General features: G+C 36.1%; 12 protein-coding genes. 1 reads left to right on the plus strand and 11 read right to left on the minus strand.

The features are described from left to right. From rlmD to M3005_RS05180, 10 genes are all read right to left on the minus strand, one after another. On the minus strand, positions 1–1,327 hold a 1,327-nt coding region (gene rlmD / locus M3005_RS05135), incomplete at its 3' end, for a 23S rRNA (uracil(1939)-C(5))-methyltransferase RlmD (protein ID WP_293794306.1). Positions 1,328–1,411: 84 nt separating this feature from the next. After that, a complete protein-coding gene (locus M3005_RS05140) occupies positions 1,412–2,392 on the minus strand; it encodes a diacylglycerol kinase (RefSeq protein WP_293794307.1) in 981 nt (326 codons plus the stop codon). Positions 2,393–2,411: 19 nt separating this feature from the next. Continuing rightward, positions 2,412–3,833 carry an Asp-tRNA(Asn)/Glu-tRNA(Gln) amidotransferase subunit GatB gene (gene gatB, locus M3005_RS05145; protein ID WP_293794309.1) on the minus strand — a complete coding sequence of 474 codons (1,422 nt, stop codon included), beginning with the start codon at positions 3,831–3,833 and terminating at the stop codon, positions 2,412–2,414. Beyond that, a complete protein-coding gene (gene gatA, locus M3005_RS05150) occupies positions 3,833–5,293 on the minus strand; it encodes an Asp-tRNA(Asn)/Glu-tRNA(Gln) amidotransferase subunit GatA (protein WP_293794311.1) in 1,461 nt (486 codons plus the stop codon). Before gatA ends, gatB begins: the two co-directional genes overlap by 1 nt. Positions 5,294–5,298: 5 nt before the next feature. After that, positions 5,299–5,604 carry an Asp-tRNA(Asn)/Glu-tRNA(Gln) amidotransferase subunit GatC gene (gatC, locus tag M3005_RS05155; protein ID WP_053950302.1) on the minus strand — a complete coding sequence of 102 codons (306 nt, stop codon included), beginning with the start codon at positions 5,602–5,604 and terminating at the stop codon, positions 5,299–5,301. 63 nt (positions 5,605–5,667) lie between these two features. Further along, a complete protein-coding gene (locus M3005_RS05160) occupies positions 5,668–6,768 on the minus strand; it encodes a CamS family sex pheromone protein (RefSeq protein ID WP_293794314.1) in 1,101 nt (366 codons plus the stop codon). Positions 6,769–6,786: 18 nt separating this feature from the next. Further along, positions 6,787–8,805, minus strand: coding sequence for an NAD-dependent DNA ligase LigA (ligA, locus tag M3005_RS05165; RefSeq protein WP_293794315.1), 2,019 nt, complete (start codon positions 8,803–8,805; stop codon positions 6,787–6,789). 14 nt (positions 8,806–8,819) lie between these two features. Then, complete coding sequence (pcrA, locus tag M3005_RS05170; protein ID WP_293794316.1) at positions 8,820–11,078, minus strand: DNA helicase PcrA; 2,259 nt, start codon at positions 11,076–11,078, stop codon at positions 8,820–8,822. A gap of 104 nt (positions 11,079–11,182) precedes the next feature. Next, positions 11,183–11,758 (minus strand): xanthine phosphoribosyltransferase, encoded by a 576-nt coding sequence (locus tag M3005_RS05175; protein ID WP_293794317.1) that lies wholly within the window; start codon positions 11,756–11,758, stop codon positions 11,183–11,185. Continuing rightward, positions 11,739–12,347 (minus strand): glycoside hydrolase family 73 protein, encoded by a 609-nt coding sequence (locus M3005_RS05180; RefSeq protein WP_148562093.1) that lies wholly within the window; start codon positions 12,345–12,347, stop codon positions 11,739–11,741. Before M3005_RS05180 ends, M3005_RS05175 begins: the two co-directional genes overlap by 20 nt. Positions 12,348–12,546: 199 nt before the next feature. Between M3005_RS05180 and M3005_RS05185 the strand changes: the two genes are divergently transcribed. Then, on the plus strand, positions 12,547–12,825 hold the full coding sequence (locus M3005_RS05185) for a DUF2187 domain-containing protein (RefSeq protein ID WP_293794319.1): 279 nt from the start codon (positions 12,547–12,549) through the stop codon (positions 12,823–12,825). Positions 12,826–12,843: 18 nt separating this feature from the next. Here M3005_RS05185 and M3005_RS05190 read toward each other — a convergent pair whose 3' ends face one another. Then, on the minus strand, positions 12,844–13,446 hold the full coding sequence (locus M3005_RS05190; protein WP_293794321.1) for an ECF transporter S component: 603 nt from the start codon (positions 13,444–13,446) through the stop codon (positions 12,844–12,846). Between the last annotated feature and the right edge of the window lie 164 nt (positions 13,447–13,610).

Here is a 13,610-nt window from a genome sequence, read left to right on the forward strand (position 1 = left end):
TTTGTGGGAATTGATCAACCGGTTGAACTGGTTGAGTAATTTCATAACCGTATTCTGCTAAACGACGTGCATCACGGACTAAGGTTGATGGATTACATGAAACGTAAACAATCTTCTTAGGTGCCACTTGAACTGCACTATCAATGAATGATGAAGCAAGTCCCTTACGTGGTGGGTCAACCATAATAACATCTGGTTGTAGCCCTTGTGCTTGCCATTTTTCCATTTGTTCTTCAGCACTACCCGTAACAAATCTAGTGTTATTGATGTGGTTCTTTTGGGCATTCACTTTGGCATCTTCAATCGCTTCTTTCACGATTTCAACACCGTAGACCTTTTTAGCATGTTCTGCGACTGCTAATGAAATTGTACCGATTCCACAATATGCATCGATTACAGTTTCACTACCATCTAGTTCAGCTTTATCGATGGCTAGTGAGTATAATTTTTCAGTTTGTTCTGGGTTAACTTGGTAGAAAGAGTTCAATGAAATGGCGAACTTCAATCCAAGTAACTTATCTTCAATGTACTTCTTACCATCTAAACAAACAGTACTCTTACCTAATAATCCGTTACCATCTGAAAGGTTAATATTTTGCATAATGCTCTTAACTTCAGGAAGTGCTTCTTTAATTTCCTTAACGATCATTTCAACCATTGGTAACTTCTTAGTTCTGGTAATTAAACCAATCATCATTTCTTTAGTGTAGTGACCTCTTCGAACCATGATGTTTCTAATTACACCCTTATGATTTATTTCGTCATAAGGTTCAACATGGTACTTACGAAGAATATCTCTCACAACTACAATCGCCTTATCGATTTCAGGGTCTTGAATGTAGAAATCTTCGATTGGTACTAAATCGTGTGAATGTTTGCGGTAGAAACCAGTTTCTAGTTTACCGTTAACTAAACGAACTGGAATTTGGGCTTTATTACGGTAATGAGTAGGGTTATCCATCCCAATAGTAGGTAATACTTCCACATCCATCTTCGCTTTATCAAACAATTCTTGGATTTGGTGTTGTTTGAATTCTAATTGAGCATCATATTTTAAATGTTGTAATGGTGCAATCCCAGTACGAGTGTAGTTCTTATCGATGTTTTCAACACGGTCTGCTGATTTTTCAATTAATTTTTCTAACTTAGCAAAACCAAAGTTTTGGTTCACTTTAATCACTTTGATTAATGCCTTTTCGCCTGGAAGTGTATCTTCGATAAACAAAGGATAATCTTGAATCTTGGCAACTCCAAGGCCTTGATAAGTTAGATCAATAATGTCTACTTCGTATTCTTCGTTCTTACTTACTGGTGCTTTAAATTTCATGTTTTCCCCTTTTATTAAACAAAAAAGTTTTGTTGTAATCTTCTAAAATAATCATACAACAAAACTTTTCTGTTTTAAATTCTATTATGATAATTTATCAACTTTATCGACGAATTCTTTTTCAGCCTTTTCAGCATCCCTACTGATTGACTTCTTAGGCATTTCATCAACATTAGCAAAAATTTCAATATGTTGCTTCAAGTCAATAAATGTCATTGGTGCGTCGCCACCATATTCACCATCTAAGTTAATTTGCATCTTGTCACCGACAGGATTAGCAACCAACTTACTGGTCTTTTTATAAATAATTCTTGGATCGTTAATGTGTCTTCCACCACTAATGACCTTCGCTAATAATTGCACGATTTCGACAATATTACTAGTTTTAACAATAATCATGGTAAATTTACCATCATCCAATTTAGCGTCTGGAACGATTTGCTCCAATCCACCGATTGAATTAGTCATTGCTAACAAGAACATCGATGCTTTCCCTTTGAATTCTCCGTCATCAAATTCCAAGTCCATATCGATTGGCTTAATTCTTGGTAGTAACTCAGCCCCACGGACTAAGTATGCAAGATAACCAAAAATGGTTTTCAAATCTGATGGAACATCATAGGTTAATTCGGTTAGTAAACCACCACCTGCGATGTTCATGAAGTATTTATCGTCAGCTTGACCAATGTCCATTTTGAAAGTTTGACCTTTTAAAACAACTTTAGCCGCTGCAATTGGGTCTTCTCGTGGAATATGCAATGCTCTTGCAAAGTCATTAGTAGTCCCTGCAGGAATAATTGCCAACTTTGGGCGTTTTTCTAGTGGAGCAATCCCATTAACAATTTCGTTAATGGTACCGTCCCCTCCAGCAGCCACGATTAAATCAAATCCATCTAGAGAAGCGCGTCTTGCTTCATCTCTAGCTGAGTTAGGTTTAGGAGTAGTTGCATATGCACTAGTTTCATAACCAGCTTGTTCGAAAACGTCGAGTATATCAACCAGTTTCTGTTTTAATGCTTCGCGTCCAGATGTTGGATTGTATATTACGCGCGCTCTTTTTTGCATTTCATGAATCTCCTAGAAATTATTTATTAATGGATTCCATCAATAATTCATTAACAACTTGTGGGTTCGCTTTACCACGAGTTGCTTTCATGATTTGACCAACTAAGAAACCAACAGCACGATCCTTACCGTTATGGAAGTCTTCTACTGATTGTTGGTTGTTAGCTAAAATGTCATCAATGATTGGTTGTAATTGAGCAGGGTCTGATAATTGCACCATTCCATTTTCTTCAACGAATTTCTTAGGTTCTTTACCTTCAGTAATTCCCTTGAAGACTTTCTTAGCCATCTTAGATGAAATAGTTCCATCTTCGATTAACTTAATCATGTTAGCTAAGTTTTCAGGTGTAATTTCAGTTTCTGACAAGTCTTTTTGTTCATCATTTAGATAAGCATTAACGTTAACTTGTAAGTAGTTTGATGCCATCTTAGGATCTGCACCTAATTCGTTCATTTGATCGAAGAAGTCAGCCATTTCCTTAGTTTGAGTTAGCACCATTGCATCGTATTCAGTTAAACCAAAATCTTTAACGTAACGAGCGCGACGGCTAGCTGGCATTTCTGGCATTGATTCGTTAATTTCATTAATCCAGTCATCTGAGATTTCCAATGATGGAAGATCTGGTTCTGGGAAGTATCTGTAATCATCTGCCCCTTCTTTAACACGCATTAGGACAGTCTTACCAGTAGTTTCGTCGTAACGTCTAGTTTCTTGTTGGATTTCTCCACCAGACATAATTACACGTTGTTGACGTTTTTCTTCGTAAGCTAAACCTTTACGAACAAAGTTAAATGAGTTCAAGTTCTTTAATTCGACTTTAGTTCCGAATTCTTTTTGACCATAAGGGCGAATTGAAACGTTAACGTCGACACGCATAGAACCTTCTTCCATCTTCACATCAGAAATGCCAGTAAATAAGATACGTTCACGAAGTGCTTCTAAGTATGCGTATGCTTCATCAGGTGAAGCGATATCTGGCTTAGAAACAATTTCAATTAGTGGAGTTCCTTGACGGTTTAAATCCACGTATGAGAATTTAGTTCCGTGAGAGTTCTTACCGGCATCTTCTTCAATATGCATTTCTTCGATTCCGATTTTCTTCTTCTTACCATCCACTTCAATTTCAATCCAACCGTCATGAGCGTCTGGAGTATCTTTTTGAGTGATTTGGTAAGCTTTAGGGTTATCAGGATAGAAGTAGTTCTTACGATCAAAATGAGGGTGTTTTTCAACTTCAGCATGTAGTGCTAAAGCAGCCATAATTCCTGATTTTACAACCCCTTTATTGGTAGTTGGTAAAACCCCAGGATAACCCCAATCGATAACGTTGGTGTTTAAGTTAGGGTCAACCCCGTATTGTACGGGAGATGGACTGAAAATTTTAGAATTTGTCTTTAATTCAACATGGACTTCAAGTCCGATTGTAGTTTCAAAGTTCATTATTTGGCTCCCCCCATCTTTGGATCTTCTTTATGAAAATCAGTGTTTTGTTCGAATGCGTATGCAGCTTGGTAAAGTGTTGCTTCATCAAATGGTTTACCAATTAATTGCATCCCAATAGGAAGTCCATTTGAGAAACCAGCAGGAACTGACATTCCTGGTAGTCCAGCCATGTTAACTGGAATAGTTAACACGTCATTCATGTACATAGTAACAGGATCTTTTTCATCATCTAATCCGAACGCAGTGGTTGGAGCAGTTGGTGTAAGAATTACATCGTAATCCTTAAAGACCTTCTTAAAGTCGTTAATAATTAAAGTACGAATTTCAGCTGCTTTCTTGAAGTATGCATCAAAGAATCCAGCAGATAGTGCGTAAGTACCAATCATAATACGACGTTTTACTTCGTCACCAAATCCTTCTGAACGACTCTTAACGTATAATTCTTCCAAGTTCTTAGCTGATTCTGAACGGTATCCGTAACGAATTCCGTCAAAACGTTGTAAGTTAGATGAAGCTTCTGAAGGTGCGATGATGTAGTATGCAGCTACCCCGTACTTACTGTTTGGAAGAGATACTTCTTCAACAGTAGCACCCATTTCACGGTATTTGTCAGCTGCTTTCATAATGGCATCTTTAACATCTTGGTCAACACCATCACCAAAGTATTCTTTTGGTAAAGCAATCTTCATGCCTTTAACACCTTTATCGATGTTAGCAGTGAAGTCAGGAACTTCTTTGTCTGAACTAGTTAAATCATGTTCATCTTTTCCAGAGATTGCGTTTAATGCAACCGCGTTATCTTTAACAGTTCTAGTCAATGGACCGATTTGGTCAAAACTAGATGCAAAGGCGATTAGTCCCCATCTAGATACACGACCATATGTAGGTTTCATCCCTACAACCCCGTTAAATGAAGCTGGTTGTCTAATTGAACCGCCAGTATCTGATCCTAGCGCTACTAGTACGTCACCGGCAGCAACTGCAGCTGCAGCTCCACCAGATGATCCACCAGGAACCTTGTCTAAATTCCAAGGGTTCTTGGTTTTACCATAAAATGAAGTTACAGTAGAACTCCCCATTGCGAATTCATCCATGTTAGTCTTACCAATGTTGATAGTTCCGGCAGCTTTCATCTTTTCAACTGCAGTACCGTCAATAATTGGTTTGAAGTTTGATAACATCTTTGAACCTGCAGATGTTAATACACCCTTAGTTAACATGTTATCCTTCATTGCTACTGGAATTCCAGATAAGACGTTATCTGGGTCGATACCAGCTTTATCAATTTCTTGAGCTTGTTTGATTGCATTTTCTTCGTCGAATACAACGAATGCATTGATATCTTTATCATTTGCTTTAGCATTTTCAATCACTTGTCTTGTTAGTTCTTCTGCGGTAAATTCACCGTTAACTAGACTTTCATGAATGCTGTAAATATCTTTTCCTAAAAAGTCCATCTTAACTATTCCCCGCTTTCATCAATGATTGTAGGTGTTCTAATTAAACCGTCGGAAACGTCAGGAGCATTATCCAATAAAGCATCTCTTTGTCCCCAATTATCAGCAACATCTTCTCTCATAACGTTAATTTGATCAGTAACACTAAATGTTGGTTCGACATTGCTAGTATCAACATCATTAAAGGAATCAAAAATTCCCATGATACTACCTAATTGGTCAGTAAAGTAAGGAAGTTGTTCATCAGTTAATTCTAGCTTTGCTAATGAAGCAACGTGACTTACTGTTTCTTTACTAATTTTTTCAGACATCGTTGTTCCCTCTTTCTCTATTTTTATTTTCTTTACTATTAACAATATTTTAACACATTAATATTAATAGCTGGTAAAAACGTGTGAATAGAAATTATCCCCACCAGTCTTACGAGCTAAGAAGCTTTGAATTCCTTCAGATGAACTAATTTGTACATCGATTGGAATACTATTTGGTAAATATTTTTTGGCAGTTGTTTGCACATATTGAGTAAAACTTATAATTTCACTTTGGCCGTAGAATTGAGTAGTGATGTTGATATGCATACCTCGTAGGCTACCATTAACATAGTGTGCTTGAGCAGTAACTCCACTTAAGTTAGGGAAGAATTTTTGCACTTGGTTTTTGAAGTTTTCAAAAGCATCTTCATCATTAGTATTGACTTCGCTACTAGTTTCATCTGGTAGGACGTAGTTTTTAATATCTAGTGATTTCCAATTATCAACACTGGTTGAACCAGCCTTATTAACTGAGTATGCAAAGAAATTACCCCCAACTAGACTATCATTAGAAGCTTGTTTGTATAATGCAATTACGATTGGAATATTCTTTAAGTCTTTCTTCTGTCTTAGACGTTGTAATACCTTATTAGCGATTGTTTTACCTTGTTTAACAATTTCTTTGTCATCCAAAGTCTTTTGGTAAACAGCACCGTATGCTTCTTTACGGTAGTAGTATACGGAGTTGATTCCTAAACCAATAGTCATCCCTTTAATCTTAAGATCACCATGGCTTTGTTCCATAAAGTCTTGTTCATCCATTTGTTGCAGATATAAAGGAACTTCAGTATCTTTACCAGATGGGTTTAAACCTTCTGGATTACTCTTACTCTTACGGTCTAACCAATTTTCAGCAGTGTTGGTGTCGATGTATTGGCCTTCTTGTAGGATGTAAGTATCAGTTGGAAATTGATCCTTTGAAATACCCAATAAACCATTTTCAAAACCTTTTAGGTTAAGTTGATTATCATTTTGTTGAACTGAAACCCCACGTGATTTACTGGTTAAGTAATGACCATTTTTAATAACCCCTTGGTAGTAGTTACTACTGGTTTGAGAAATAACTTGAGTTCCAGATGAACTGCTACTACTATCATCATTTCCACAGGCAACTAAGATAATTGCACTGAAAAATGCGATAAATAAAACGCTTAATTTTTTCAATTTGCTTGCCTCCACAAATTATTCAGTTTCATTAACAACTGAACTAAATTCTTCTTCTGTCCATATTTCAATTCCTAGATTTTGTGCCTTTTCTAACTTACTTCCAGCATCTTCTCCAGCAATTAAAACATCTGTCTTCTTAGAAACGCTACCGGTAACTTTAGCACCATGATTTTCTAACCATTCAGTGGCCTTTGGACGTGTCCAAACTGATAACTTACCAGTTAAAACGACAGTCTTATCATTAACCGGTGAATCGGATAAGTCAACGTTATCTAACCTTGCTCCAAGATATTGCATATTAACGCCAACCACTTTGAATTCTTCGATTAACGCTTTGGCTTCAGGATTGTTAAAGTAAGTCACAATACTATCAGCTATCGTTTGACCAATGCCATCAATCGCTGCAATATCTTCAGAACTAGCCTCGATTAGATGATCTAAATCACCAAAGTGTTCTGCGATAATGCGGGCTGCTTTAGCACCAACGTGTCTGATTCCTAGACCAAACAACAGTCTTTCGACTGAATTACTACGACTATTATCAATCGCAGATAATAAGTTGGTAGCTGATTTAGTCCCGAACTTATCTAAGGTTTCTAGTTCCGCTTGCGTTAGTTTATATAAACTAGCCGCATCGTCTAACATGTCTCTATCGAATAATTGTTGGACAATGCGAGGGCCTAGTCCATCGATATTCATCGCATTTCTGGATGCAAAGTGATTAATTTGTTCACTTAGCTGAGCAGGACATTTGGGATTGATACATCTTAATGCCACTTCTTCATCTAAATGAACTAACTTATCACCACAAGATGGACAGGTAGTTGGAATCACATATTCCTCACTGTCGCTTGGACGTTTGCTCGGAATGTATTCAGAAATCTCTGGAATGATATCCCCTGCTTTGTGCAGTTTAACAGTATCACCAATTCTGACACCCTTTTCGTTTAAGTAGTCAGGATTATGAAGTGAGGCTTTAGACACCTTAGTCCCAGCTAGTTGCACTTCATTCATAACGGCGGTCGGAGTTACCACACCGGTTCTACCGACTGTCCATTCGATGTCGATTAGCTTAGTTTCAACTTCTTCAGGTGGGAACTTATATGCGATTGCCCATTTTGGCACCTTCACAGTTGTTCCGATTTCTTCTTGAAGTGCTAAATCATTTTCCTTGATTACAATTCCATCAATTCCATAACTCAATTCATCACGACGTTGTGTGTAATATTGAATGTAGTCGTTAACGTCATCCATGTTTTCGATTACTCGATAAGTCGGATTGATTGTAAAACCAAGGTCTTTTAATTCTTCCAGCAAACCATCTTGGGTAGTGGCTTCTAAATCATTGTAATCAGCAACGTTGTACATAAATGTACTTAGTTTTCTTTCCGCTGTCACCTTAGAATCTAATTGTCTTAGACTTCCAGCTGCGGCGTTTCTAGGATTAGCAAAAACTGATTCTCCGTTTTTTTCACGTTGATCGTTTAGTTTTACAAATGAAGCTTTCGGCATGTAGCATTCACCTCTAACTTCGATTGTGACTGGACGAGTTAGTTTTTGTGGAATTGATTCAATCGTCTTTAAATTAGTGGTGATATCTTCACCGATTGTCCCATTTCCACGGGTTGAACCTTGTACTAAGAATCCATCTTCATAACGAAGAGAAATTGCTAAACCATCAATTTTTAATTCACAATTGTATTGCTTAATTTGTGGATAATTATTATTTAAGCGATTGATAAAATCACTTAATTCTTCTTCAGAGAAGACATCCCCTAGCGATAACATTGGAATATCATGGTTTACTTTATTAAAACCAGATAAGATTTGTCCCCCAACGTTTTGGGTTGGTGAATCTTCTGCGATAAGTTCTGGATGAGCTTCCTCAATTTCTTGTAATCGGCGGTAGTTTTGATCATAAACATTATCTTCAACGCTTGGTTTATCGTTTTGATAATATTCGATACTCCACTGCTTAATTTGATCTTTTAACTGATTATATTCAGTTTGAATATCTGTGTTTTGTTCGGCCAATTAACTCACCTCGATTAAACTTTTTTGATTGGTGCAAATGCAGCTAATAATCTCTTCAATCCTTTATCTGGGAATGCAATATCTAATTCCATGTCTTCACCAGCACCATTAACTTTGACAACTGTACCAGTTCCCCACGCTTTGTGTTCAACCTTATCACCAATTGTCCATTCTTTCTTGTCAGCACCAGTTCCTTGTGGCTTAGCAACACTGCTAGTTGTTGGATGGTATGCCTTTTGAGTGGCGAATTGACGATTTCTTTGTGTACGGTTGTTATCAAATGGTGTCTTCAATGCGTTAGCTTGAGAGAAGTCATTTGCTGGTGCAATTAATTCAGTTGAAATTTCATCAATGAAACGAGATTCTGGATTAGTTTGACGACGTCCATAAAGCATTCTTGAAAATGCATTAGTAATAAATAGTTTTTCTTGTGCACGGGTAATTCCCACGTATGCTAAACGACGTTCTTCTTCTAATTCCTTTTCATTATCAGATGCGCGACCTAATGGGAAGATTCCTTCTTCCATTCCCATTAAGAAGACTACTGGGAATTCTAGCCCTTTGGCAGCATGTAATGTCATTAATGTTACTTGTGGTGAATTTTCTTCCACATCATCTTGAGCAGAAACTAATGCTAAGTCAGCAAGGAAATCTGTTAATGGTTCGTTATCATCATCATTATCTTCTTGGGCACGGTTAGTATCGAATTGTTGAGTAACAGAAATAAATTCTTCGATATTTTCAATTCTAGCTTTGTTTTCTAAAGATTCAGTCTTCTTTAATTCAGCTAAGTAGCCAGTATCATCTAAAACGTGTTGGGCGATATCAGTTACTTCACCATCAACAGCTACTTTTTGAATCTTAGCCATGACATGACCAAAATCAGCAATCGCATTTCTAGCACGACTGGATAGTGTGTTGTTAATGTCGATATTTTGAGCTGCTTCTAACATTGACCAGCCGTTTTCTTGCGCGAATTCACGAAGTTTTTCAACACTTGAAGCACCAATTCCACGTTTAGGTTCATTGATGATTCTTTCTAAACTTAATGAATCACTTGGGTTTGCAACCAATGTTAGGTAAGCTAAGATATCTTGAATTTCCTTACGATCGTAGAACTTGTGTCCTCCGACAATTGTGTATGGAATATTTGATTTTAGAAGCGTTTCTTCAATGATACGAGATTGTGCGTTAGTTCTGTATAGAATTGCAAAATCACCGTATGAGTATTGATGTTCTTTGATTTGCTCTTGGATTTGACCAACTACATATCTAGCTTCATCAATTTCACTTTGACCTCGGTAATAAGAAATTTTGTCTCCTTCCTTATTTTCGGTCCAAAGTTTCTTGGCTTTTCTAGCAATATTATTTTCAATCACGTCGTTAGCGGCACTTAAAATGTTTTTAGTAGAACGGTAATTTTGTTCCAATAAAGTAGTGTGTGAGTCTGGATAATCATCTTGGAAGTTCAAAATGTTATTCATGTTGGCACCACGCCAACCATAAATACTTTGATCAGAATCACCAACTACACAGATGTTGCGGTATTTTTCCGCTAACATGGTAACTAGTTTGTATTGTGCTTCGTTAGTATCTTGGTATTCATCAACGTGAATATATTTAAATTTGTTTTGGTAGTATTCCAAAGTTTCTTTTGATTGTTCAAACAATTGAATTGTTAACATAATCAAATCATCAAAGTCTAATGCTTGGTTCCCGTGTAGACGGTCTTGGTATTCTGCATAAACTTTGGCTACAATTTCTTCAAATGGACTGTTGTGATCAATTGATTCACTGTATGAAATTGGATCTTTCAAATCATTTTTCGCATTTGAGATTGCAGATAAAATTGATCTAGGATCATTTTTCTTAGGGTCGATATCAAAATCTTTTAAAATTCTTTTTACTAAAGTTCTTTGTTCACTACTACCGGCAATGGTAAACGCTTTGTTAAAACCAATCTTGTCGATATGTCTTCTTAAAATTCTGACACATAGTGAATGGAATGTTGAAATCCAAACATCATTACCACCAAATTCTAGTAATTTACCGACACGTTCATTCATTTCACGTGCAGCTTTGTTGGTAAATGTAATCGCTAAAATGTTCCATGGTAGTACTTGTTTTTCTTCGATTAAATAAGCAATGCGGTGAGTTAACACTCTGGTTTTCCCACTACCAGCACCGGCCATTATTAATAGAGGACCTTCGGTACATAATACTGCTTCTTTTTGTTTATCATTCATTCCTGAAACTAAATCATTTACTGGCACAAAAAACACAATCCTCTCAATTTATATATAGTTTAATTATATCATAGCTGGCCGTATTTTCATTTACGTCCAAATAAAAAAATCGGCAATAATTGCCGATTTTATTAATCATTTACGAAAGTAACTTTACCGTCTTCTAATGACTTAATTTCTGCTAGTGATTCTAAGTGAATTCCAGTTTCAGCGATTAAATCATGACCCTTTTGGTAAGTCTTTTCGATTACAATTCCAATTCCATTCACATCTACATTAGCTTGTTTAGCAATATCTAGTAAACCTTGGACGGCTTGACCATTAGCTAAAAAGTCATCGATGATTAATAATTTGTCATTTTCTTTGATAAATCTTTTATCGATACTAATTTTGTTACTAGTTTGCTTAGTGTATGAGAACACTTCACTAGTATATACGTCATCTGTAAGGGTTAGACTTTTATGTTTTCTAGCAAATACGACTGGGACATCCATGTATAGACCCGCCATTACAGCTGGCGCAATTCCAGAAGATTCAACAGTCACAATTCTAGTGATGTTATCGTTGGCAAAAAGTTTTGCGAATTCCTTACCCATTTCTGCCATTAACTTTGGATCTACTTGATGATTTAGGAAAGTATCAACTTTTAATACATCCCCAGGTAATACGCGACCAACTTCTCTAATTTTATCTTCCAGTAGTTTCATTTGAACTTCCTCCAGTTGTATTAGTTTGCTTGTCATATTGATATAATTTATATTTCTTGATAATTTCAATGATTTTACTTGTATAAGTTGGATCGGTAGCATAGCCATCAGCTTGGAGGCCTTTAGCGGCCGCTACGTAGTTATCAGAATCTAAGACATCTTTATATTGATTATGGTTCCAATCGGTTCCATTGACCAATAATAATGCATGGCTTTCCACTGATTCTGACCAACTATCATAAACTCTAAAGCGACCTGTAATCGTGATAAATTCACCATTTACAAACTCTTGAGTAGATAGATTAACCGATGGCACATTGCCAGTTGCTTTCACCCCATATAGATTATTATATTGGCTGGAAAGTTGACTAGTCCCCCAATTGGATTCAAGGATTGCTTGAGCTAAACTTATACTAACTAAAATGTTATATCGTCTTTGCACATCGTTAGCTGCGGGTAATAAAGCATTGATGAATTCTCGTTGCTTTTTCACCACATTCCGTTGTGAATATGAATCATAAGTGTAAATATAATTGAATACCTTTAGTCCACCGGCAAATAGCAAGACAGCGATTATTAGAATGAACATGAGGCATCCAAAATTAGACCTATTTTTTCTTCGACGACGTCGGTATCTTCTTTTACTCACAATATCGCTCCTTATATTATGTAATATTCTAAACTATCTCCTCTGAAAAATAAAATTAAATTTTAATATTAAACATGTTTGTTTGACAAATAACTTATTTTTCTGTAATTTTAAGATATAAGATTGGAGATGTATGCTTTTGGTAAAAGACAAATTAACTAGCAATGACAAATCACCTTTTGATGTTGGTGATCAAGTTTCATTTATGCTAGAAAAGAAAAAGTTCCAAGGAATTATTGAAAAAGGATACAATAACTCATACATGATTAGTTTCCAAACAACTGATCCTGCATTAGAGGATAAGTACCACGGTAAGATTGTTATTAACAATAAAAACATTACCATGGTTAAAGAAGGTCCTCATAACTCAAAAGGCAAAGAAAAAGACACCGAAGACACTGAAGAATCTGAAGACTAATAAAAAAAGCGTTAACGATTATTTAATCGTTGACGCTTTTTTCTTTAATTTTAATAATGAAGATCCAATAATTGGCACTAATGAAGCTGATAGCGCAGCTTCAATTAATCCATTAGTGGCTGCCACAAAAATTAGATATGGTAATAATTCTTTCACATCTATGTGGTATAGCGCAAAGGCATGACCTCTATAGAATAGATAGATTAAAGTTAATAATACAATTGTATTGACTAGTGAACTGAAGAAACCAGTCGCAGCTAGTAATAATCTACTTCTCTTTTCAGGGTCATAAAAATGATTAAAGATTAATCCAGCAACCAACCCTACTAATATTCTTGGAAAAATGGATACTAGTGGGTTTGTAAATACATAGATGGCAATCGGACTGGTAGGCCACCAAAACGCTCTTAAAAACGTAATTAATCCCCAAATTCCACCTACTAGTGCACCAGACTTAGTTCCTAACATAACAGCAGACAATGCAATTGTAATTGGAATAATGGTCACGTTAAGTGGTCCCACTGGAATATTCCCCAATCCTGGAATACTTGTTTGTACAATGATGATTGCGATAAAAATGGACAGGATATTCATTCGATATACTTTATTTCTAATCGTCATCATCTCCTTTTTCTTTATAAACTAAATAACAATTAACTATTAAACACTATTTTAAATCATAAGTCCAATTCATGAATAAAAAAAGAACTTCCACAAGGGAAGTTCTTTGAAACATAAAGATAAGTGTATCTTAACGTTTTGAGAATTGACCAGCTTTACGAGCT

Origin of the sequence: Apilactobacillus sp. (assembly GCF_025290035.1) — a bacterium.
In the GTDB taxonomy this organism is placed as follows: Bacteria; Bacillota; Bacilli; order Lactobacillales; family Lactobacillaceae; genus Apilactobacillus.

What these genes read in the sequence shown, in the direction of transcription:
- M3005_RS05140 (WP_293794307.1), bottom strand. Translation starts at nt 2,392, where the DNA reads ATGCAAAAAAGAGCGCGCGTAATATACAATCCAACATCTGGACGCGAA.
- gatB (WP_293794309.1), bottom strand. Translation starts at nt 3,833, where the DNA reads ATGAACTTTGAAACTACAATCGGACTTGAAGTCCATGTTGAATTAAAG.
- gatA (WP_293794311.1), bottom strand. Translation starts at nt 5,293, where the DNA reads ATGGACTTTTTAGGAAAAGATATTTACAGCATTCATGAAAGTCTAGTT.
- gatC (WP_053950302.1), bottom strand. Translation starts at nt 5,604, where the DNA reads ATGTCTGAAAAAATTAGTAAAGAAACAGTAAGTCACGTTGCTTCATTA.
- M3005_RS05175 (WP_293794317.1), bottom strand. Translation starts at nt 11,758, where the DNA reads ATGAAACTACTGGAAGATAAAATTAGAGAAGTTGGTCGCGTATTACCT.
- M3005_RS05180 (WP_148562093.1), bottom strand. Translation starts at nt 12,347, where the DNA reads ATGTTCATTCTAATAATCGCTGTCTTGCTATTTGCCGGTGGACTAAAG.
- M3005_RS05190 (WP_293794321.1), bottom strand. Translation starts at nt 13,446, where the DNA reads ATGACGATTAGAAATAAAGTATATCGAATGAATATCCTGTCCATTTTT.